Origin of the sequence: Flagellimonas flava, from assembly GCF_050617915.1 — a bacterium.
Lineage (GTDB): Bacteria > Bacteroidota > Bacteroidia > Flavobacteriales > Flavobacteriaceae > Flagellimonas > Flagellimonas flava_A.
In genome coordinates this window covers 48,377-70,980 of the sequence record NZ_JBODQE010000011.1, presented here as the reverse complement: position 1 = coordinate 70,980, position 22,604 = coordinate 48,377, and the positions used below count along the sequence as shown (strand labels likewise).

The following is a 22,604-nucleotide window of genomic DNA, read 5'->3' as shown; positions in this document are numbered from 1 at the left end:
CACAGCGTTTAAGGTATTCCGAACATAAAAATGGGCAAGAAAGTAACATCCGGCATAGTGGTAGCATTGGGGTTGTTTTCATTGGTTTTAATTTGGAATTTGCTCAAACCTTCGGAAGAAGTGAATTTCAGTACCCAAATAAAGCCCATCCTCAATAAACACTGCATTACCTGTCATGGCGGTGTCAAAAAAAATGCTGGGTTCAGTCTCTTGTTTGAAGAGGAAGCCTTTGCAAACACGGAATCGGGTAAACCCGCTATTATTCCAGGAAATGCTGCTGGAAGTGAGTTCATAAAGCGTTTGAAGGAAGAAGACCCCGAACTTCGAATGCCCTATGAAAAACCCAAACTCTCCGATGAAGAAATCGATTTATTGACCCGATGGGTGAACCAAGGTGCACAGTGGGGGGAACATTGGGCCTACACCCTACCTGAAAGAGTTGAAGTACCAAAAATAACCGAGGAAGCTGGGTTTTCCAGTGAAAATAAATCATTCGCCAAAAATGGTATAGATCAGTTCATTCTCCGACGATTAAATAAAGAAGGGATTGACCCAAGTCCTCCTGCAGCTAACCATATACTCGCGAGAAGAGTGGCCTTGGACATTACAGGATTGCCGCCCAACCCTTTCCTATTACAAAAATTTGATTCGGGGAATTGGTCTTACGAAGCAATGGTGGATAGTCTTTTGGCACAATCTTCCTATGGTGAAAAATGGGCCAGTTGGTGGCTGGACATGGCCCGTTATGCGGATACAAAGGGGTATGAAAAAGACTTGGGCAGAAGCATGTGGCAATACAGGGATTGGGTCATCAAGGCATTGAACATGGACATGCCCTATGATCAGTTTACCATAGAGCAATTGGCGGGGGATTTGTTGCCCAACCCATCTATGGATCAATTGATAGCTACGGCTTTCCATCGCAACACGATGAACAATGACGAAGGGGGAACCGATGATGAAGAGTTTCGCGTTGCTGCAGTCATAGACAGGTTAAATACCACTTTTGATGTCTGGCAGAGCACCACCATGGGCTGTGTGCAATGCCACGGGCACCCCTATGACCCCTTTAAGCAAAAGGATTATTATCATCTTATGGCATTTTTCAACAATACCAGGGATGAGGACACTCCAGACGAAGCCCCAGTTTTACGTTTTTATTCCCCTGAGCAACAGGCGTCGGTGGATCAATTGAACACTTGGGTTACCAAGTACGGTGATCAGAATACGGCCAAGGTTTACAAGAACTTCTTAAGGTATGGAGAGCCGGTCTACAAATCCCATGCATTGCAAGATTTTGTGAATGGTTCTTATGACGACCATGCGTCTGCTGTGCTCTGGGACAAGGGTGCTTGCAGATTGGAGAATGTGTGGACCCACGGTGCAACATCTTTCTACCTTAATCATTATTCCAATTACAACGGTACCACTGTCACCGTTCGAAAAGATAACGAAGAGGGTGAAATCCTGTCTCAATATGTCCTAAATAAGACCAAGAAACCCATAACCCAGCGAATCCCCATCCAAAGTGTGGAAGGGTTGATCAACATTCACATCAAAATAAGTAACCCCCAAGTTCCCAAAACCACCAACGCCTTGCATATCTATTGGCTTGGGTTTTTGCCAAATCTTCCTGGAGGAGATCAACCCGGCTTTTCCCAAATTCAAAACGTTTTTGACCAAACAATCAACTTCAAAACCCAAACCCTGCCCATTACAGCAGAAAGTCCAGACTATATGGCCAGGACCACCCAAGTTTTTGAACGAGGCAATTGGCTGCTTCAGACAGACACGGTTAAACCCGCAACACCTTTAACGTTGAATTCATGGAATGAAAACTGGCCCGAGGATAGATTGGGATTTTCCAAATGGTTGGTCGACAAAAAAAATCCGTTAACTGCTAGAACCTTGGTAAACCGGGTTTGGCATCAAATCTTTGGGCGAGGTCTTGTTTCCACCATCGAGGACATAGGATCACAATCCGATTTCCCATCACATCCAGAGCTGTTGGACTGGTTGGCTTTGCGATTTATGAATGAACACGAATGGAGTATAAAGTCCCTTGTCAAGGACATTGTATTATCCGGAACCTACCAACAAAATTCGGAACTAACACCGGAGACTTATCAACGAGATCCAGAAAATGAACTTTATGCCAGGGGTCCTAGGCAGCGCCTAAGTGCCGAGCAAATTAGAGATCAGGCATTGGCCGTTTCCGGTTTGTTGAGTCGCAAAATGTATGGCCCAGGAGTGATGCCTCCGCAACCCGAAGGTGTTTGGCAAACAGTGTATAGCGGTGAGAAATGGGTGGAAAGTACAAATGACGATCGCTATAGGAGAGCTGTATACACCTATTTGAAGAGAACCAGTCCGTATCCTTCTTTTATCACTTTTGATGCAGGTAGCCGGGAAGTTTGTACCATCCGAAGGACAGTCACCAATACACCCTTGCAGGCATTGGTCACATTGAACGATCCTGTTTACCTAGAAGCATCCTACCATCTGGCAAAGGCCATGCAAAATTTTGATGAGGTTGAGAGACAATTGTCACATGGATTTGAAAAAGCAACACTATCCAAAATAAGCACAGAAAAATTGGAAGCGTTGATGGAGCTCTATAACACATCAATGTTAGAATTTGAAAACGATAGGGAGGGCTTACTTCAATTTTTATATTTTGATGAGGGCCCAACAGCTGAACTGGCTGCTTTAACAGTGGTTGCGAATGCTATTATGAACCTGGATGAATTTTTAACCAAGGCCTGATATGGATCCAATAGAGCGACTTATTCGAGAGAAATTAATGCGGGATGCCCAAGCCAAAACCCGAAGGCATTTTATTAAGGAATGCGCAACCGGACTAGGAGGGCTGGCACTAGGTTCCATCTTTTTAGGTTGTGACCCTTTACAACCAAAGACTGAAAAGCAAAAGGTCACATTTTCAGAACGGGATTTAAATCCGTTGGCTACGCTGCCCCCTCCATATACTCCCAAAGTGAAGTCCGTCATTTATCTTCACATGGCAGGTTCTCCCTCCCAATTGGAAATGTTCGATTACAAACCTGTGCTCCATACCTTGAACAATCAAGAATGTCCGGAATCACTGTTGCAAGGGAAAAAATTTGCATTCATCAAAGGAACTCCAAGATTGCTGGGGCCACAGGCCGAATTTGCACAAGAGGGTGAATCAGGAAATTGGGTATCCAATTATTTACCTCATTTCAAAAAGGTAATTGACGAAGTAGCTTTTCTAAAGGCAGTACATACGGACCAATTTAACCATGGCCCTGCACAACTGTTTATGCATACTGGAAGTCCCCGGCTGGGAAGACCCAGTATTGGAGCATGGGCCACTTATGGTTTAGGGTCTGAAAATCAAAATTTACCGGGCTTTGTGGTCTTGACCTCAGGAGGAAATACTCCAGATGCTGGCAAGAGTGTATGGGGAAGTGGATTTTTGCCTTCGGTATATCAAGGCGTGCAGTGCCGATCTGAAGGAGACCCCGTTCTCTATATTGAAGATCCCAAAGGACTTTCCCGAGATTTGAAAAAAAGCACCATTGAGGCCATCAACAAAATCAACAAGGAAGAGTACACCAAATATGCCGACCCAGAAATATTAGCTCGCATTAACCAGTACGAAATGGCCTATCGTATGCAAATTGCCGTTCCAGAGGTTATGAATATTGAAAACGAGCCAGAGAACATCAAGGAAATGTACGGCGTGCAACCTGGAAAGGAATCCTTTGCCAACAACTGCCTTTTAGCCCGAAAACTGGTTGAAGACGGTGTTAGATTTGTACAATTGTTTGATTGGGGCTGGGACAGCCATGGTACTGACCACAGCACTGCTGTTGACCTTGGCTTGCGAAATAAATGCCGTGAAATAGACCGCCCCATTACAGCTTTGCTATTGGATCTAAAGCAACGGGGACTGCTTGACGAAACTTTGGTTGTCTGGGGTGGTGAGTTTGGACGTACACCTATGCAGGAAAACAGGGGCAACAAGGAAATGGGTTTTAAAGGTAGGGACCATCACGGGGATGCCTTTACCATGTGGATGGCAGGTGGAGGCATAAAAAAAGGAGCCTGCTTTGGCAAAACCGATGACATAGGGTTTCTAGGAATTGAAGGGCAGGTGTCCGTTCATGATGTCCATGCGACTATTTTACATTTATTGGGTTTTGATCATGAAGAGTTCACCTTCGAATTCCAAGGCAGGAATTTTAGATTGACCGATGTGGAGGGAGTGGTCATCAAAGACATATTAGCTTAAACCAACCAAACCATAAGGGAACTTCAAAGATTTATGAAAAACATTCTTATTGCACTATTCGTACTTCTTTTGGGACACACACATGCCCAGGAGCAAAAATTGTTGTTTTTTCAGACCAATTGGGGAAACACGCTGTCATGGGATGCTTTTTGCGATAGAGCCAAAAAATCTGGTTTCAACGGCATTGATGTCTGGTTGCCTTCAAATCCAGAAAGTCAAAATGCGCTGAAAACGGCACTAAAAAAGCACAATTTGCAACTTAATTTGATGCATGGCACCAACAAAAGTGTCCCCTTCAAACAAAGTTTGACCCAATTTGAAGAAAAGCTCAAGGTGCTGATCCAATGGAAACCTGTTTTAATCAATTGCCATACGGGAAGCGATTTTTTTACCACGGAGCAGAACAAGGCTTTTATAGAAGTAGCGAACAAAATTTCAGAAGAAAGTGGCATTCCCATTTATCATGAGACCCATCGCGGACGATTCAGCTACAACCTTCCGGACACCAAAAAATATGTTCGACTCATCCCAGATTTGAAATTGACTTTGGACATAAGCCATTGGATGGTGGTTCATGAATCCCTTTTAGAGGGACAAAGCAAGGAATTGGAGGAAATCGTTGACCGAACATACCACATCCATGCAAGGGTGGGACATGCAGAAGGTCCACAGGTAAACGACCCTGAGGCACCGGAGTGGCAAAAAGCTTTGGATAGACATCTTGATATTTGGGAACATATCATACGGAAACGTTGGTCCGAAGGACAGGATGTGGTAACTATCACCTCAGAATTTGGCCCTCCCACCTATTTACCCGCACTTCCGTACACCAAAATTCCGGTAGCAGACCAGTGGAAAGCCAATGTGTTCATCATGAATGCCCTGAAAAAAAGGATGAAAATTGAATAAGCCCCTCCCCGTATGGATATACTAAAGCAATTTTTAGGTCGGTTACATCCGTTATTGGTGCATTTGCCCATTGGTTTTATCATTTTGGGCCTTTTGCTGCAATGGTATGATCACAAGAAACAAGCCTACAAATCGATGGTTGCCCTAATCTTTTTCTGGGCTGGTATTTGTGCGCTTTTGACATGCATAACGGGATACCTACAATACAGGGGCGAGGGATATGCCTTTGATACGGTAAAATGGCATTTGTGGCTGGGTATCGTTACCACGTTGTTTTGTTTTTTGATGTATTTCAGAATTGCCGAAAAACAGTTCTTGCAGCTACTGAAACAATTTCCAACGGCGCTTTTTTCAGTCTTGATGCTGCTGTTGATTTCATTTACTGGGCATTTGGGTGGGGACATTACCCATGGCAAAGGCTACCTGATTGAACCATTTCCAAATAGTGTTAAGTCTTTTTTTGGTTATGAAATCTTCGAAGAAAAACCTATTGCCCTCACTGAGGAAAGCTGGGAAACTTCACTTTTTTATGAAGATGTGGTTCACCCCATAATAAACAACAAATGCGTGAGTTGTCACAGTCCAAAGAAATCAAAAGGGGGGCTTAAACTTCATACCTTGGAGGACTTGTTAAGGGGTGGGGAAAATGGAGAGACCATCGTAACCAATAATCCACAGGAAAGTCCTTTATATAGTCGACTTATATTGCCCATGGATGATGAAGACCATATGCCCCCAAAAGAAAAAACCCAGTTGAGCAAGGAAGAAATAGCCATTATAAAGACCTGGATATCCCATGGCAACCCCTCCAAAACAACCATCGGACAATTGGGATTATCAAAAGACCTGTTTCTTTCTTTTTTCCCGCAAATAAAAGACAACTTTTATCCGGACACTACCGTTGCGGCTGCCCATACGGATTCAATCAATGCCATCAAAGCATTCGGAATCCATGTCCAGCAAATCAGCAATACCTCCAACTTTTTAAGTGTTTCATGCATCAATAAACCCTCTTTTGGTAATGACGATTTTGAGATATTACATCCCATTAAACAGCAAATAGTGGTTTTGGACCTTGGCGGAACCCAAATAAACGATGGTATTTTTGACAAACTCACCTCCCTACCTAATTTGACCTCCCTAAAATTGGACAACACATCCATATCTGGCAATGGTATTGCGCGTTTGTCCCAACTGGAAAACTTGAAATCCGTGAATCTAACCCATTCAAATTTTGAAAGTTCCTTTATCCCCTCTCTAAGTGATTTCAAAAAATTGGAAAAGGTCTTTTTATATAAAACCAAAGCAAGTCAAGCTACCGAAAAGAACCCAAACCAAGATTCAACAATTCTAGACTTTGGTGATTACGCCTTGCCCAAAATTGCTCAGGATTCCATCATATATTAATACTATCCAACCAAGTATTTGGCAAACATAGTTTTTGTTTCGTATTACTCTAGAGGCAAAATAATCCTAATGAAATGGATTCAATGCCATTGGCAAACATTACGAATACTTTAATACATTTTTGGGGATTTTATATTTGGCAATAGCCCTATCTTGTCCATACGCAATAATTTAAAAGGCGTATGAACGAGGTTTATATCAATTCATTGGGTTGTTTTTTGCCCAACAAGGCCATTTCCAATGATGAGATGGAAGATTATCTAGGACGTATCAACGGAAAATCCAGTAGGGTAAAATCCAAGATTTTGGAACAAAACGGTATTGAAAATAGATACTACGCCCTAAACAAAAAGCAAGAAAGCACCCATTCCAATGCCGAATTAGCGGCCGAGGCATCCAGAAATGCCCTGAAAAAAAGCGGAATCATGCCCCAGGATTTGGAGATGATAGCCGTGGGCACCACGCAAGGAGATCTTCCAGTACCAGGATTTGCAAGTTTGGTCCATGCGGAACTTGGAATCCCCGAATGCGAGTTGGCCAATTTCCAAAGTGTATGTGCCAGTGGCATGATGGCGGTTAAAAGTGCCTTTACCCAAATTAAAGCCAAGGAGAAAAACAATGCGCTTTGTGTTGGCAGCGAATTTGCCAGCAGATTGTTCAAAGCATCCCGTTTTGAAGGGCAGGGTAATACCTCCTTACCTTTTGACACGGAATTTCTCAGGTGGATGCTATCCGACGGAGCTGGCGCCATGGTTTTGGCCAACAAGCCCAACCTCAAAGGCCTTTCGCTAAAAATTGAATGGATTGATATTAAATCGCATGCCAATGAACATCCCTTGTGCATGTATGTTGGTGATGTAGCTAAAAACAATGGATCTATAAAAGGTTGGCTGGATTATCCTGATTACGAAACCGCATCGGCCCAAGGTGCCATAAATCTAAAGCAAAATACTCGTTTACTGGACAGGGTAATTGCTGTGGGGGTATCCCACTATTTTAGCTTGATCGATGAAGGAAAAATGAGCACTAAAGACATAGATTGGTTGTGTTGCCATTACTCCTCCCAATATTTTAAGCAACCCATTAAGGAGCTGTTGGAAAAAGGTGGGGCCCATATTCCAGGGGAAAAATGGTTTAGTAATCTTACCACAAAAGGGAACACGGGTGCAGCATCCATCTTTATTATGCTGGAGGATTTGATGTATTCCGGAAAGTTGAAAGAGAACGACACCATCCTTTGCATGGTTCCGGAAAGTGGGCAGTTTATCACTTCTTTTATGAAACTCAAGGTGGTAGGTTCCGATCAGGAAGAGCCCCATAAATATCCCATCAGAAAAGTGGAAGCTCCAGAATTGGTTGTGGATAGTAACCCTACCTCGGAATGGCTTGTCCGACAATTGACCCAAATTTGGATAGATTTTGAAAACAAGCTTCTGGAGATTCCCATTGTACAGCAGATTCACCAAGGCACCCTTAGTTTGGAAAACTATAAACTCCTATTGATGGATTTGAGGCAGCAAGTGATTGATGGTTCCCAATGGATCTCGCGGGCAGCTTCCAACATCGACATTGAACTTTTTGAACTACGTTCTGCTTTTATTAGGCATACAGCAACGGAGCACAAGGACTATCAGCTGCTTGAAAAGAATTTTGTTGCCCTTGGTGAGCCTTTGGAAAAAATTCAAAGTGGGGAAAAAAATGTTGGTAGTGTGGCTTTGTCCTCCTATATGTTTCAAATGGCCAGCAAACCCAATCCCATCAACCTGTTGGGGGCCATGTTCATTATTGAGGGTATAGGCAAACGACTGGCCGGATATTGGGGTAATCTGATTCAAGATCAGCTGCAGTTGGAAGACGACCAAGTCTCATTTTTAACATATCATGGGGTAGCGGACGAGAATCATTTTCATAGATTGGAGGAAGCTTTGAACCACCCATTGATGAACATGGATCTAGCGGAGCAAATAGCAAAAACGGCCAAAACAACGGCCTTGCTGTATCATTTGCAGCTCAAGGAACTTGGAAATTATTAGGCAACATTATGGACAAGGAATTTGACATCAAAAACCATGACACCCGGGATCCCAATCCTTGGTTGGCCATGTACCTGGACAGTAGTATCCCCATTAACAATCAGACCAAACAGGCATTGATGCGGGACAACAATAGCCGATCCACAAGATATCTATTGCCGTTTATCAAGCTATGGTCCAAAATTTCGATGTTTTTTATTCATATCCTGAAGTTTTTTGTGCCCAAACTTTTCAATTCTTCCAAGGCATTGCATCGTATTTTGGCCTGGGGCTTAAAGAACTTTGTAAGCCCGGATGCCAATTTGCTGATATTCCGTCATTTTCATGCGGGGAGCGAAATTCTGGAGTTTATCGCCAAAAATGTTCCTGGAACCGAGGTAACGACCAGTCCGCTAAAACCCTATGATTTTAAAGACGTAAGAGACGATTTATTTCTCAACCATGATCTAAACCTGTACAACTTTGTCATCAAACTGAATAGTGAACTCAGGGAGAAAGAGCAAACTATAGAGAAACAATCCACCTTAAATTTGGAAATGGTTTCCGAAGATCAATTTGACCATATCCAATTTCCAAACAGATGGACCAACATTCTTGATTTGAGATCGGCCATAGAATTGTTTACTCCATTTTACCAATTATTTCTAACCGCCAACGATTTTGTTAGGGCTTCCAATTCCCTGCAACTGGATGAAACCATCGCCATTTATACCACGCAAATTTTAGGTACCCCTGGTCATTTGGGGTTGGTAAACAACAAGCATCCCATGGTTCCCACCTCCACATACACAGCGGCTTATAGATTGGTTTTGCACGGTTTGGCCACAGAAACCTTGCATGAGATTTTGGTCAATATAAAGTTGGGAAGATCAAAAGATGGGGTGGTTACCCCCGCTTAAAAGAAGTTATCTAGAGCATAAGCATGGAGGCATTCTCTCGAATGATCCGCAAGGCTTTGGACATTTGGTTTTCCACTGTTTTAACTGAAATTCCCATATCCTCTGCAATTTCTCGGTATTTGCGCCGCTCCAATTTGTTCATGATAAAAATTTCCTTGCATTTGGGGGGCAATTTATCAATGAGCTCTTCCAATTTTTCCATAACAGGACGCATGGGCATTTCCTCTTCCTTTTGCTCGGTATATCCATTGTAAATAACCTCCCATCGTACCCTATCCAATAGGTCGGGGCGGGTTTTTTCCTTGCGTACGTGCATTAGGAACTGGTTATGGCATGAACGGAACAAATAGCCTTTTAATGAACCCTTGATGACAATCTGATCCCGCTTTTCCCAAAACTTTAAAATCACCTCTTGAACCAAGTCCTTGGAAAGGGTTCTATTGCCGCTAAGTTGAAAGATATAGTTGCACAACCAATCGTAATATTCCTTGAACAAATACTCATAGGCGGACACATCGCCTTGCTTCAATTTTGCTATGAGTAGTTTTTCATTCATTTTAAAAAATATGGGCTAAAGTAAAAAATTTATAAAAAACGTAGGGGTTTTTTGCTAAATCGGCATCTTTAGGTTGAAAGATTATCAAAAATGCAAGAATTAATTGAGAAGTTTCTGAACCGAACCATTTCCAAAAGTGAGCGAAAGCAACTCAAAAAATGGGTTTTGGCAAACAATGACAACCTACAGATCTTTAAAAGTGAAATCAAAAAAAGGTCAGAAAACAATCTATACCACCATTTTGATGAAAGCGAAGCCTTCCAATTGTTTCTAGCTTCCATTGATGAAAGAAAATCGAAAAAAATAGCCGTCAACAGGATGTTGAAATATGCTGCTATTGTCATTGGGGTTTTAACCGTTGGCATATTGCTAACCCAGTTTATAGGTGAACCAACAGAGGCGACCATTGTCCAGACAGAGCAACAAGATTCAGATGCTCTGGAGCAAATAACCATCACTTTGGCAGATGGAAGTCAACAAGTCATTACCCAGGACGGCAGCACCCAACTGTTGGATAAAAATGGTAGGGCCATCGCCCAAAAACAGGATCAAGGCTTGGACTTCAGCAACACCTCTGAAAGCGTTAGCTCCAATTTGGTATTCAACGAAATTTATGTTCCCTATGGCCAAACTTTTAAGCTTACTTTATCTGATGGCACCAAAGTATGGCTCAACGCTGGTACCAGTCTTAGGTTTCCGCAATTCTTGAACACTTCCACCCAAAACAGGGTGGTTTACCTCAACGGGGAAGCCTATTTTGATGTGGCCAAGGATAAGGACCGGCCCTTTATTGTGAACGCCGAGAATTTGGACATTGAAGTATTGGGAACCCAATTCAATGTTTCCGCTTATAAATCGGATGGAGAAATAGCTACAACCTTGGTTGAAGGTTCCGTAAGTGTTTATGAAAATTCCAATCCTGATACCAAGGTTTTGCTATCGCCTAGTTACCAAGCTTCCTTTGTCAAGGAAAATGGTTCCATCACGAGAAACAAGGTGGACACTAGAATTTATACTGGATGGATGGAAAACCTACTGATCATAGACAACCTCAGTTTTGCCCAAATACTGGACAAACTGGAACGCTCCCATAATGTTTCCATTATTAATAATGCTACGCATTTGGAGGGCGAGATATTCAATGGAGAGTTTGAGAATGAGTCCATCAATAGTATTCTGGGCACCATTGCATCAAGTACTCCATTTACCTATACAATTGAAAATAATGTAATCACTATATCCAAATAAAAAAGGAAGGTGTTGCAGCACCTTCCCCAAAATTCGATCGCTAACTCAGATTATTAACAATCAAACATTCAAAATTATGAAAAAAAGCATGGTTTTCAAGTCACCCAATTTCTTGGTGACCAGCAACAAAATGACACTAAAGATGAAGTTAAGTGTTTTACTCAGTTTCTTCGTGATTTGTCAGCTCGCTGCGAATGATATGTATTCGCAGAAGAAAATGCGTTTTCAATTTGAAAACACACCTTTGAAGGAAATTCTCAAGGAAATAAAAGAACAATCAGGTTACAAGTTCTTTTATAATGTGAATGAAATCAACGACAACAAAAAAACCTCCCTTAGGGCAGAGGATGAAAACGTATTTCCCGTACTCAACCGATTGACCTCCAAAGAGGGACTCTCCTACACTATCAATGGAAGTCAAATCGTTCTCAAAAAAATAGAAATTGGTGCTACAGGCGTGCCCTTGGAACAGCATGAACTTACAGGATCAGTAAAGGATAATCAAGATAATCCCTTGGCCGGGGCCAATATTTTGGTCAAAGGAACCACTAATGGCACCCAAGCCGATTTTGACGGAAATTTTACCTTGGAATTGGCCGATGCCAATGCAACCCTGGTCATCTCCTATCTCGGTTTTAAAACAACAGAAGTTGCCGTTAACGGGCAATCCAACGTTGCAATAGTGCTCGAGGAAGACGCTGCACGTTTGGAAGATGTGGTAGTGGTAGGTTCCAGAAATCCGAATAGGACAGCAACCGAGACCACAGTACCTGTTGATGTTATTGATGTAAGCACAATTGCCAATCAAGGGCCACAGGTGAGCGTTAACCAGATTTTGAATTATGTTGCCCCGTCTTTTACTTCCCAATCCCAAACCGTTTCAGATGGCACCGATCATATTGATCCAGCATCTTTAAGGGGATTAGGACCTGATCAGGTATTGGTATTGGTCAATGGAAAAAGAAGACATACCACGGCTCTAATCAACGTAAATGGTACAGTTGGAGCAGGTAGTGTGGGAACGGATATGAATGCTATTCCAGCCGCCGCCATTCAGCGCATTGAAGTACTTAGGGATGGAGCCGCTGCCCAATATGGTTCCGATGCCATTGCCGGGGTCATTAATATCGTATTGAAAAAAGCGACAGGAAAATTGGACCTTTCGCTGACCACAGGAGCCAATTTCAGTGAAAACAGCAACCAGTTTGAAGGTGGAAGTGATGGGGAAAAGTTCCAACTGGATGCCAATTATGGACTGCCAATAGGCGACAGAGGATATATCAATTTTACAGGATCACTGTCCACTCGGGAACCAGCCTTAAGAAACAAAGATTACGCAGGAGATATTTTTAGTGGATTCCATGGAGCCGAACGTGTTTTTGCTGCTGGCGGTGGTACCGTAGCCGATATGACCTTGCAGGATTACGCCAATGCCGCCCAAGGAATCGGTTATTTGGATCAGGGCATCAAAGATCAAATTGCAGGACTTAATCTTAATGATGAAACGGACATTGCCACTTTTAGGGATTTGCTCGGTTTTGATGCAGATGAGGATGAACTGGCAGTCCGTGGACTTACACGAAAGGATTTTAGATTTAAAGTGGGTACCTCAAGACTAAGGGAAGGTAAGTTTTTTGCCAATCTCTCCATCCCAGTGTCCGACAACACCGAGATTTACGGTTTTGGAGGTATTAGCTACCGACAGGGTCTGGCCTCTGGTTTTTACAGAAGACCAGCACAAGGCGATGGTCGAGCCAATACCCCCGCATTCCCCAATGGATTTCTGCCAAACATTGGAACGGACATTTTGGATCAGTCCTTAGCTATTGGAATTAAAGGGAAAATCAACGAATGGGATGTGGACTTTTCCAATACCTATGGAAAAAACACCTTTGACATTACCGTAGGTAACTCCAGTAATGGAACCTTGGGTGTTGCAACCCCGAGAACCTTCGATGCTGGTGGCCTTGGCTTTAGCCAAAACACCACCAATTTGGATTTCAATCGTTTTTACGATGATATTTTTGAAGGCTTCAACGCTGCCTTTGGTGCTGAATACAAAGTGGAGAAGTATGAGATTATTGCTGGCGAAGAGTCCTCCTATACCAGCTATGATATCAATGGAAATCCAGTAAACAGTGTTACTCCAGATGACATGCTGGTTCGCAACAACTTTACAGGAGCGCCCCTTGGTGGTGGAGCACAAGTTTTTAGGGGATATGATCCTGGAAATGCCACAGAAAAGTTCAGAAACAACATTTCCCTGTATGCCGATTTTGAAGCCGACTTTACCGAAAACTGGTTGTTAAGTCTGGCAGGTAGGTACGAGAACTATTCAGATTTTGGAAGCACTTTCAATTATAAGTTGGCCACGAGAATTAAGCTATCGGACAACTTTTCTATAAGAGGCGCATCCAGCTCTGGGTTTAGGGCACCTTCCCTGCACCAGCAGTTCTTTAGCCGAACCAGTACGGTTTTTGTGGATAATGTTCCATTTGAACAGGGCACCTTTACCAATGACAGTCGAGCGGCTTCCCTTATCGGAATTGACAAGTTGAAGGAAGAAACTTCCAACAGCTTTAGTGCTGGACTTACTGGAAAATTTGGGGAATTTACCATCACCATTGACGGTTACCTAATCAATATTGACGACCGAATTGTGTACTCGGGAAGTTTTGGAAACGGTGGCGATCCCGAGCTGACCAATATTTTTGAAGCTGCAGGGGCTACCAGTGCCCGTTTCTTTGTCAATGCCATTGACACTAAATCTTCTGGGGTCGATATTGTATTGTCCCACAAAACCAATTGGGGAGATGCCATTGTCAAAAACGATTTTGCGGCCACCTTCAACAAAACAGAGGTGGAAGACATTTTTGTGCCAGAGCTTATCGCAAATGCCGGATTGAGCGGGTCGTTCTTTGATGGCCAGGAAGAGGCCTTTTTGACCTTGGCGCAGCCTAGGACCAAGCTGAACCTGACCAATTTGGTGACCTGGAACTCTTGGGATTTCATGCTGCGAAACGTCTTTTTTGGAGAAGTGACCGATCCCGACGATTTTAATGGAGATGCCCGTGTGGACGGAACACCTGTAAGCGATGATGCCATTTATGGCGGTAAATTGGTGACAGACCTTACAGTGACGAAAACCTTTACTGATAATTTATCCCTTACCGTGGGAGCCAATAATCTTTTGGATGTATATCCTGATGAAAACAGGGAAGGTGGCACCTCTGGAGATCAATTTGTGTACTCCAGAAGAACCTCCCAATTTGGCTACAGCGGAAGATACCTTTTTGCGAGATTGCGTTTTAGTTTGTAGTTCGCTCATTTATGCTTTGAATTAAGCGAGTTTAGTTTGTGATTAAACCTTCCTTAACGGAAGGTTTTTTCATATGCCCTCCACCGATTATCTTTAGGCCATTGAATTTTTGACCATATGGATAAATCCAAAATCGTTGGGTTGTTGCTTGGGCCAATAGCCTACCTGTTGCTAACTTTCCTACCTATTGAAATTATATCTGAAAAGGGAGACCCCGTAATTGCGGTCGCCCTTTGGATGTTGATTTGGTGGATCACCGAAGCGGTTTCCATTTCTGTTACCGCACTTTTGCCTCTTCTTTTATTTCCTCTGGCAAAGGTTTTGCCCATTGCAGAGGTAGGTGCCAATTACGGTAGTCCCATTATTTTCCTGTTTTTTGGAGGATTTGTCATGGCTTTGGCGTTGGAGAAGGTCAATCTGCACAAACGCATTGCCCTGAACATCATTCGTTTGACAGGGACCACACCCAATAGGGTTGTTTTGGGCTTTATGATTGCCACAGGAGCTTTGAGCATGTGGATCAGCAATACGGCCAGTACCGTGGTGATGCTTCCCATAGCATTGTCGGTGATCAATTTATTGATTAATGATGAGGATGGATTTACCAAAAACGATAGAAATTTTGCCTTGAGTGTTATGCTGGGCATTGCTTTTTCAGCCAATGCAGGCGGTATTGCTACCGTTATAGGGACACCTCCCAATTCCGTATTGATCGGGCTCTTGGAAAATGAATACAACACCGAAATCTCATTTTTAAGATGGATGACCATTGGTCTGCCATTTTCCATAATCATGATCGGGATTTGTTATGTGGTCTTGGTCAAATGGATGTATCCCAACAGAGATCTTCAATTCAATGCTTCTAAAGAAGTCATTCAGACTGAATTGGAAAAACTCGGACCCACCTCTGGTAAGGAAAAGCTGGTATTGACCATCTTTGGCATTACTGTCTTTCTTTGGATATTCAGGGCCTTGATCAATAGTATTTTCCCGAAACTTGGACTCTCCGATACCATGATCAGTATTTTTGCCGCCATTGCTCTGTTTGCGGTTCCTTATAATCTAAAAAAAGGGGATTTTATCATTCAGTGGAAAGACACTTCCAAACTGGCCTGGGGCATCCTGATTCTTTTTGGAGGAGGACTGGCCCTAGCGAAAGGAATGTCTTCCAGCGGCATCGTGGATTTGGTAGCAGGAGCAATTGCCAACAGCGAAATAAGCATCCTACTTACAGCTTCCTTATTGATTGCCCTCATGCTTTTTATGACCGAGTTGATGAGCAATGTGGCCTTAGTCGCTGTGCTTGCCCCCGTTGTTGCGGGAATAGCCATAGGTCTGGACATTCCAATACTTTATTTATTGATTCCCGTGACCATTGCCAGTAGTTGTGCATTTATGTTACCAATGGCCACTCCCCCAAATGCCATAGTCTTTGCCAGCGGCTACATCAAGGTTGCCCAAATGGCCCGTGTTGGGGTAATCCTGAATTTGATTGCTGTGGGCTTGTTGATTTTGGTGTTCCAGTTTGTTATTCCCATGTTGTTTTAGTAATAATGCAAGATTTCGGCCTTAATAATAGCTGGTGTCACTTCGAGATGTCATCCTGAGCGCAGTCGAAGGAGCATCGAGAGGTCTTAAAAACAATTCTTTTGAGTAGGTCTCGACTCCGCTCGACCTGACATATGCAACAAGTGAAGAACAGTCCACATACTGCCATTAAATTACAAAAGCCCCTCCAAGTGGAGAGGCTTTTGACAAACTAAACTAACTAACTCAAAAAAATAGTATGAAACTAACTTTACTGTATATACGGATCAAATCCGGCAGGTAGATACTCGGAAGTATCAAATCCTAATTCTATTTCATCACAGTCATCAATATAATTGATGGCCTTTAGGGAAAACTCACCACTATAAGGGTCAAAATTCTCAGGTAGATATTGGGCAGTATCGAAACCTAATCCCAAATCACTTTCTTCCTCAATAAATACCAGGGTATTTACGTCAAAATGCTCTACGGGAGCAACGTTCTTTTTATTGTTCGCAGCAGCAAAGATGGTGCCTATCGCGAAAACTGTTACTAATATATTTCTGATTTTCATAACCGTCGTTTTTTAATTATAGGACAAAGATAAAACCACAAATTGTGAAGATTATTACAATTAGATTTTTGTTAACGAAAGGGTTAAATGAGGATAATAATGGAGTTGCTAAAAACTCATTTTAACAGTTACGAACCCTGTAATTTCAAGCGATAAATTTTGTCAGATTGATAGTGTTAAATGCTTTTTTTTGCCATTTACACTTGGTCGATTTTTGTGTTATTTTTTTGTTAACTGAGAAGGGGCGCAGCAAATTTTGAAGAGAATAACATGGTAAAATCAAAAAGCCCTCGGAACCGAGGGCTTTTCTTAACTAACTAACTCAAAAATTTGTAAAATGAAAATTACATCCTACCTAATCAACCCTGGAATAGGGGTCAAAGTTTTCTGGGAGATACGCTGCAGTATCAAAACCCAATTCTATATTTTCGTCTTCCATATAGTTAATGGCAGCCACTTCCAAAACATCAGAGTAAGGATCAAATCCTTCTGGAAGGGTATGTTCAAAACCATTGCCCAATTCCAACTCAACTTCAGTTTCTATATACGGAATCGCATTTAAATTGATATAGGCTTCATAAGGTGTGAAACCTTCTGGAAGATAATCACGAGTATCAAAACCAAGATCTAAATCCTCATCCTCCATATAATTGATGGAATGTACATCCACTATTTCCGAATAGGGGTCAAATCCCTCTGGTAGGTTCAAGCTGGAGTCAAAATCCAATTGCAATTCGGTTTCTTCTTCGATGTATATAATGGAATTCAAATCAAAATAGGTTTCGTAGGGATTAAAATCCGAAGGAAGATAATCCGAGGTGTCAAAGCCAAGGTCAACTTCAACATCTTCTTCCAAGAACTCTATTTCATTTAAATTAAGTTCAAAGGCTCCTTCACTCCAAATATCATAATATCTTGAGGTCGCCTCATTTAAATCGCCACCAATTTGAAGTAGCGTTACATTGTTCTCAAACGTACTAAGCTGTTCGGTTTGTGTTTCTACAACAGCATGGGTACTTTGCTGGTCGTTTGCTACGGCGGAACTACTTAAGAGGACGCAGCCGTAAATGATTAATAACTTGTTCATTTTTGATTGAATTTTTTGATTGATGATATATGCTTATAAGACTACCCAAATTCTAAATTGTTACAGCTTTTGGGAAATTTTAAGGAAAAACTGATTCCCCTTCAGCCCAGCTATAGGTAGGGTTTCAAGCCAAACCATCAGTAAAATTCAGGACTCCCAAAGGTTGGCACATTGTTCCAAAAAAATGAGAGTTAGTAATTATTTAACAGTCTATTTTCCTCTTTTTTAGGTTCTTTGGGGCCGTTGATTACACCAAACCGATTTCAAATGAATCAAAATTTGCTTCCTAAAGTGCTTCTGCTCCTATTATTAATAGGTTCCTTCCAAACCACAGAAGCCCAGTTGTTCAAAAAGAAAAAGAAGGATACCGAGCAAAAAAGCAAGGATAAACCCAAAAATGGGGATATCAAGCCTTATGACAAGGTAATCACCAAGGAAGCTAAAACAGACGACGGTTTGTTTAAAGTTCACGAGGTAGACGACAAGCATTTCTACGAAATCCCTGATTCTTTGTTTAACAGGGAAATGCTAATGGTAAGCCGAATCTCCAAAACCGCCACGGGTATAGGTTTTGGCGGTGGAAAAATCAATACGCAGGTTTTGCGATGGGAGAAAAAACCTAAAAAGGTACTGTTGCGGGTCGTTTCTTATGGGAATGTGGCGGCAGATTCACTCCCCATTCATGAAGCCGTGGTCAATTCCAATTTTGAACCGGTACTTTTTGCATTCAATATCAAGGCATTTAATAAAAAAGATTCCTTAAACCCAGCTACAGTCATTGAGGTAGACCCTTTGTTTACCAAGGACGTTAATCCCCTTGGGTTACCGGAAGGCCGTCGCAAACAATTCAAGGTAAGCCGTTTGGACGGAGAGCGAAGTTATATTGAAACCATTAAAAGTTATCCGCTTAATGTGGAAGCCCGTCACGTGAAGACCTATTTTGCCAAAGAACCTCCCAGCAATCAGAGTTTGGGTTCCATTTCCATAGAAATCAACAATTCCATGATTCTGTTGCCCAAGGAACCTATGAAACGTAGATACTCTGATGAGCGTGTGGGTTGGTTTGCCCGCGGACAGGTAGATTACGGCTTGGATGCCCAGGAAAGTAAGACAGTTCGCTATTTGGATCGCTGGCGTTTGGAGGTGAAACCCGAAGACATTGAAAAGTACAAAGCAGGAGAATTGGTAGAACCCAAGAAGCCCATTATATATTATGTGGATCGGGCTACCCCTAAAAAATGGCTTCCTTATATAAAGCAAGGAATTGAAGATTGGCAAGTGGCCTTTGAAGCAGCCGGGTTTAAGAATGCCATTTTGGCCAAAGACCCTCCGACCCCTGAAGAAGACCCTGAATGGTCACCGGAAGATGTGCGGTATTCCGTGGTGCGCTATTTAGCCTCTCCAATTCCCAATGCCAACGGACCACACGTAAGTGATCCGCGAAGTGGAGAGATTTTGGAATCCGATATCAATTGGTACCATAATGTAATGACCCTTTTACGCAACTGGTTCTTTGTACAGACGGCAGCTATTAATCCAGAGGCCCAAGGCGTAGCATTTAAGGATGAAATCATGGGTCGGTTGATTCGTTTCGTTTCCGCCCATGAAGTTGGACATACGCTTGGATTACCGCACAACATGGGAAGCAGTGTGGCATATCCCGTGGATTCCCTAAGATCTGCCTCTTTTACCCAAAAGTACGGCACTGCTCCATCCATTATGGATTATGCACGATTCAATTACGTGGCACAACCGGGAGATGGGGATGTGGCATTGATGCCCAATATTGGGGTTTATGATAAATATGCCATTAAATGGGGATACAAACCTATTTTGGACAAATCCGCCACAGAGGAGAAACCTATTCTGAACAGTTGGATTCGTGAGCATGAAAATGACCCCATGTACCGCTTCGGTCACCAGCAGGTTGGTGACATCCACGATCCAAGCTCCCAAACTGAGGATTTAGGAGACAATGCTATTAAAGCCAGTCTTTATGGGATTGAAAATTTAAAGCGAATTGTTCCAAATCTGGCGCAATGGACAACCGAGGATGGAAAGAACTATGATGATCTTGAAACCCTCTACGGTCAGGTGGTAGCCCAATACAGAAGATATATGGGCCATGTTTCCAATAATATTGGTGGGGTATACGAGCATCACAAAACGGCAGATCAAGAAGGTGCAGTCTACACCCATGTGTCCAAGGAACATCAGAAAAACTGCATGGCCTTCATCCAAGAGCAATTATTTAAGACCCCGGAATGGCTAATTGATCAGGATATTTTTAATAAAATTCAATATTCTGGATCTGTGGAGAATATTCGTTCCACCCAAGTTCGATATTTGAACACCATCCTGCATCTGGGAAAAATGGCACGTCTTATTGAAAATGAGACCATAAACGGTTCCAATGCCTACGGTTTGTTGGAAATGATGCAAGATCTACGAAGTGGAATTTGGTCAGAAACACGAAGCGGAAGGGCCATTGATACCTACAGAAGAAATCTTCAGAAGGCCCATATTGATCGATTGGAGTATTTGATGACCGCTGGAAATCAAGGAAAGCTTCCTGACTTTGGGGGCTATCGTAAATCTACCATAATAAACACAAGTCAGTCTGACATTCGTTCCGTTGCAAGAGCAGAGCTGGGTAATCTAAAAAGGGATATCAGAAATGGGCTGGGCAGAATTTCCGATCGTATGAGCAGGTATCATCTGCAAGATGCTTTGGAGCGCATTGACGCGATTTTGGATCCAAAATAACCATGGTTTTGTAGGAATATAACACAAGACTTGATGGATTTTCGGTAAACCATGCATTTTATCGATTATACCATACATTTTATCCGATTCACATCTAAAAGTGCTATTTTCACAACATATCGTGGGAACGCGCTAACGGTTTCCCTATTTTAGTAATCCCAAATCCTAAAATCATGACCTACAAAATCAAAAGTCTACTTTATTTCTGCGCTTTTCTGATTTCAGCCACCATCTATTATGGTGTAGAACAGTATGAAGAATTTCAGCAACAAATCCAAAATGGGGAAGTTGTTGAAACACAGTTCGCAGATACCTTGGAACATAACGAAACCCAAGAAGAGTCTTTGAAATCTTCCCAGTAGGTCGCCTGCTAATCCAATTCTTAAAAGCTTCATAAATGATACTTGGTTATTAAACCATTGGGCGTAAGCTATGTCCAATAACCAAATCATTAAAAATTTAAGCATATGAAACGATTAGTAGTACTTGTAGTGTTGTTGACCTCTGTTGGAGCAATGGCACAACGACATCAGGATTCCAGGATGGGGAAAAAAATTAAGGCGGACATGACGGCCGAACAGCTGGCGACGCTCCATACCAAAAAGCTCATTTTGGCACTCGACCTTACAAGTCGACAAGAGCAACAGGTCATGGCCATTAGCTTGGAACAGGCTGAGTTTAGAAAGGCCAAGCATGAAGAGTTCCAAGCAAAAAAGGAAGGCGGCACTTTTAAAAAACCTACGGCAGATGAACGTTTTGCCATGGAAAATGCCCGATTGGATCGTCAAATCGCACATCATCAAAAAATGAAGGAGGTATTGACCGAGGAACAATACAAAACTTGGAAAAAATTAGCACTTGGAAAACGTATGAACGGCAAAAAGAAAATGCAGGAGAAGGGAAGAAGAGGATAGTGTTTTTTGTTGATTTTAGAAGCCCCGCCTTGCCATGGACGGGGCTTCTTTTTTTTGCCCTTTCATTTCTGAGCTGTTCCACGGCCTTGCCATAAACCATTTTAACATTTTGCTCCGTATATAAGATAACACCCATTTGGGCTGTCTTCATCTTAAAATTGATACGATATGAAAGCAAAATTTCTGATCACGGCCCTAACCACCCTATTTACACTCCTTTTTACACATGCGCAAAACAGCTATCATTGTCCTGAAGAAGAATGTTCCTTTCAGGCAGGGCAACAGGTATATGTTTTTGGCAATGACGTTAAACTTAGAACCTCACCCAGTGCAGAATCCAAGGTTCTGGAACTGCTTAAAATTGGGGAATGGGTAGAAATTGTGGAAAAGACCAATTTCTCCTGGCCCTATAAAGGTTTTGATTCCCCTTTTTACAAGGTAAAATATGATGATGGCGTCACTGGATATGTCCTTGGCGGACTGCTCTCTTTGGAACGAAAAACACTGAACGGTGAAAACTATTATTTCGCCTATTCCAAGGAAGGGGAAAGAATTTATCTCAACATCCGAAATGTAGTGAACGGGAAGTATGATGAAAAGAAAATTTCCCTGTCCAATTCGCATTTTGACATAAAAACATTTGACGACAAGGGTATTCCAGGTTTGGACGGCATGTTATATGTTGATTATTTTTCGGAAGCTTGCGGAGAAGACGGTGGAGGCATCTATCTTTTTGTTCAGAATGGTGAGCTTAAAGATGTAGCTGCACTTTCGCAAGTTTCAGACGCTGGGGTATACTTCCACGCAGAACAATTTATTTTTCCCAATGATCTGGGCGGACTTCCAGACAAAATCCTGTTCAAGAAAGAACAAGGTGAAATCTACGACGAGTCCACACATTGGACCAAGACCACTGTAGAGATACGTGAATTGAGTTGGATGGACGGTCGATTGTTTCCTGATTATCGAGAATCTGCTCCTGACTAATGTAAGACCTCTTATTTATCGATATTATCCTATTGATTATTAGAATTTTAACGTAAATTAGTTATCAGAAGTCTTCCCCCTTTATTTTAACGCAAACGAATC

General features: G+C 42.3%; 16 protein-coding genes. 13 read left to right on the top strand and 3 right to left on the bottom strand.

The genetic code is table 11. The features are described from left to right. The first annotated feature begins 30 nt into the window (after positions 1-30). The 6 genes from ACRHOZ_RS19070 (at position 31) to ACRHOZ_RS19045 (ending at position 9,524) form a co-directional block, all read left to right on the top strand. Complete coding sequence (locus ACRHOZ_RS19070; protein ID WP_431129212.1) at positions 31-2,766, top strand: PSD1 and planctomycete cytochrome C domain-containing protein; 2,736 nt, start codon at positions 31-33, stop codon at positions 2,764-2,766. Between the two features lies 1 nt (position 2,767). Beyond that, complete coding sequence (locus ACRHOZ_RS19065; protein ID WP_431129209.1) at positions 2,768-4,276, top strand: DUF1501 domain-containing protein; 1,509 nt, start codon at positions 2,768-2,770, stop codon at positions 4,274-4,276. A 33-nt stretch (positions 4,277-4,309) separates the two neighbouring features. Continuing rightward, on the top strand, positions 4,310-5,185 hold the full coding sequence (locus ACRHOZ_RS19060) for a sugar phosphate isomerase/epimerase family protein (protein ID WP_431129206.1): 876 nt from the start codon (positions 4,310-4,312) through the stop codon (positions 5,183-5,185). Between the two features lie 12 nt (positions 5,186-5,197). Continuing rightward, positions 5,198-6,592 carry a c-type cytochrome domain-containing protein gene (locus ACRHOZ_RS19055; protein WP_431129203.1) on the top strand — a complete coding sequence of 465 codons (1,395 nt, stop codon included), beginning with the start codon at positions 5,198-5,200 and terminating at the stop codon, positions 6,590-6,592. Positions 6,593-6,774: 182 nt separating this feature from the next. Beyond that, positions 6,775-8,625 (top strand): 3-oxoacyl-[acyl-carrier-protein] synthase III C-terminal domain-containing protein, encoded by a 1,851-nt coding sequence (locus ACRHOZ_RS19050; RefSeq protein ID WP_431129200.1) that lies wholly within the window; start codon positions 6,775-6,777, stop codon positions 8,623-8,625. Between the two features lie 8 nt (positions 8,626-8,633). Continuing rightward, a complete protein-coding gene (locus ACRHOZ_RS19045; RefSeq protein WP_431129197.1) occupies positions 8,634-9,524 on the top strand; it encodes a DUF6999 family protein in 891 nt (296 codons plus the stop codon). 10 nt (positions 9,525-9,534) lie between these two features. Here ACRHOZ_RS19045 and ACRHOZ_RS19040 read toward each other — a convergent pair whose 3' ends face one another. Then, entirely contained in the window at positions 9,535-10,080 is a 546-nt protein-coding gene (locus ACRHOZ_RS19040) for an RNA polymerase sigma factor (RefSeq protein WP_431129194.1), read from the bottom strand. Between the two features lie 90 nt (positions 10,081-10,170). On the opposite strand from ACRHOZ_RS19040, the gene ACRHOZ_RS19035 reads away from it, so the two are divergent. The 3 genes from ACRHOZ_RS19035 to ACRHOZ_RS19025 all read left to right on the top strand — a co-directional run bounded on the left by ACRHOZ_RS19035 (position 10,171) and on the right by ACRHOZ_RS19025 (position 16,195). Further along, on the top strand, positions 10,171-11,328 hold the full coding sequence (locus ACRHOZ_RS19035; RefSeq protein WP_431129191.1) for a FecR family protein: 1,158 nt from the start codon (positions 10,171-10,173) through the stop codon (positions 11,326-11,328). A 76-nt stretch (positions 11,329-11,404) separates the two neighbouring features. After that, the gene (locus ACRHOZ_RS19030; protein ID WP_431129189.1) at positions 11,405-14,647 is read left to right on the top strand and encodes a TonB-dependent receptor domain-containing protein; all 3,243 of its coding nucleotides are present in this window, start codon (positions 11,405-11,407) and stop codon (positions 14,645-14,647) included. Positions 14,648-14,764: 117 nt separating this feature from the next. Next, positions 14,765-16,195 carry an SLC13 family permease gene (locus ACRHOZ_RS19025; RefSeq protein ID WP_431129186.1) on the top strand — a complete coding sequence of 477 codons (1,431 nt, stop codon included), beginning with the start codon at positions 14,765-14,767 and terminating at the stop codon, positions 16,193-16,195. Positions 16,196-16,445: 250 nt separating this feature from the next. Here the strand turns inward: ACRHOZ_RS19025 and ACRHOZ_RS19020 are convergent, their stop codons facing one another. Next, entirely contained in the window at positions 16,446-16,748 is a 303-nt protein-coding gene (locus ACRHOZ_RS19020) for a hypothetical protein (protein ID WP_431129183.1), read from the bottom strand. Positions 16,749-17,103: 355 nt separating this feature from the next. Continuing rightward, a complete protein-coding gene (locus tag ACRHOZ_RS19015; protein ID WP_431129181.1) occupies positions 17,104-17,835 on the bottom strand; it encodes a hypothetical protein in 732 nt (243 codons plus the stop codon). Positions 17,836-18,102: 267 nt separating this feature from the next. On the opposite strand from ACRHOZ_RS19015, the gene ACRHOZ_RS19010 reads away from it, so the two are divergent. From ACRHOZ_RS19010 to ACRHOZ_RS18995, 4 genes are all read left to right on the top strand, one after another. Then, positions 18,103-20,601 carry a zinc-dependent metalloprotease gene (locus tag ACRHOZ_RS19010; protein ID WP_431129178.1) on the top strand — a complete coding sequence of 833 codons (2,499 nt, stop codon included), beginning with the start codon at positions 18,103-18,105 and terminating at the stop codon, positions 20,599-20,601. Positions 20,602-20,774: 173 nt separating this feature from the next. Further along, entirely contained in the window at positions 20,775-20,963 is a 189-nt protein-coding gene (locus tag ACRHOZ_RS19005; RefSeq protein WP_431129175.1) for a hypothetical protein, read from the top strand. 105 nt (positions 20,964-21,068) lie between these two features. Then, positions 21,069-21,515, top strand: a complete 447-nt coding sequence (locus tag ACRHOZ_RS19000) for a hypothetical protein (RefSeq protein ID WP_431129172.1) — start codon at positions 21,069-21,071, stop codon at positions 21,513-21,515. Between the two features lie 168 nt (positions 21,516-21,683). Continuing rightward, positions 21,684-22,502 (top strand): SH3 domain-containing protein, encoded by an 819-nt coding sequence (locus ACRHOZ_RS18995; RefSeq protein ID WP_431129169.1) that lies wholly within the window; start codon positions 21,684-21,686, stop codon positions 22,500-22,502. Positions 22,503-22,604 lie beyond the last annotated feature (102 nt).

Bases quoted from the DNA above. Each gene is read 5' to 3' on its own strand.
- ACRHOZ_RS19020 (WP_431129183.1), bottom strand. From the start codon at position 16,748: ATGAAAATCAGAAATATATTAGTAACAGTTTTCGCGATAGGCACCATC.
- ACRHOZ_RS19065 (WP_431129209.1), top strand. From the start codon at position 2,768: ATGGATCCAATAGAGCGACTTATTCGAGAGAAATTAATGCGGGATGCC.
- ACRHOZ_RS19040 (WP_431129194.1), bottom strand. From the start codon at position 10,080: ATGAATGAAAAACTACTCATAGCAAAATTGAAGCAAGGCGATGTGTCC.
- ACRHOZ_RS18995 (WP_431129169.1), top strand. From the start codon at position 21,684: ATGAAAGCAAAATTTCTGATCACGGCCCTAACCACCCTATTTACACTC.
- ACRHOZ_RS19070 (WP_431129212.1), top strand. From the start codon at position 31: ATGGGCAAGAAAGTAACATCCGGCATAGTGGTAGCATTGGGGTTGTTT.
- ACRHOZ_RS19060 (WP_431129206.1), top strand. From the start codon at position 4,310: ATGAAAAACATTCTTATTGCACTATTCGTACTTCTTTTGGGACACACA.
- ACRHOZ_RS19010 (WP_431129178.1), top strand. From the start codon at position 18,103: ATGAATCAAAATTTGCTTCCTAAAGTGCTTCTGCTCCTATTATTAATA.
- ACRHOZ_RS19030 (WP_431129189.1), top strand. From the start codon at position 11,405: ATGAAAAAAAGCATGGTTTTCAAGTCACCCAATTTCTTGGTGACCAGC.
- ACRHOZ_RS19035 (WP_431129191.1), top strand. From the start codon at position 10,171: ATGCAAGAATTAATTGAGAAGTTTCTGAACCGAACCATTTCCAAAAGT.
- ACRHOZ_RS19000 (WP_431129172.1), top strand. From the start codon at position 21,069: ATGAAACGATTAGTAGTACTTGTAGTGTTGTTGACCTCTGTTGGAGCA.
- ACRHOZ_RS19055 (WP_431129203.1), top strand. From the start codon at position 5,198: ATGGATATACTAAAGCAATTTTTAGGTCGGTTACATCCGTTATTGGTG.
- ACRHOZ_RS19050 (WP_431129200.1), top strand. From the start codon at position 6,775: ATGAACGAGGTTTATATCAATTCATTGGGTTGTTTTTTGCCCAACAAG.
- ACRHOZ_RS19005 (WP_431129175.1), top strand. From the start codon at position 20,775: ATGACCTACAAAATCAAAAGTCTACTTTATTTCTGCGCTTTTCTGATT.
- ACRHOZ_RS19025 (WP_431129186.1), top strand. From the start codon at position 14,765: ATGGATAAATCCAAAATCGTTGGGTTGTTGCTTGGGCCAATAGCCTAC.
- ACRHOZ_RS19045 (WP_431129197.1), top strand. From the start codon at position 8,634: ATGGACAAGGAATTTGACATCAAAAACCATGACACCCGGGATCCCAAT.
- ACRHOZ_RS19015 (WP_431129181.1), bottom strand. From the start codon at position 17,835: ATGAACAAGTTATTAATCATTTACGGCTGCGTCCTCTTAAGTAGTTCC.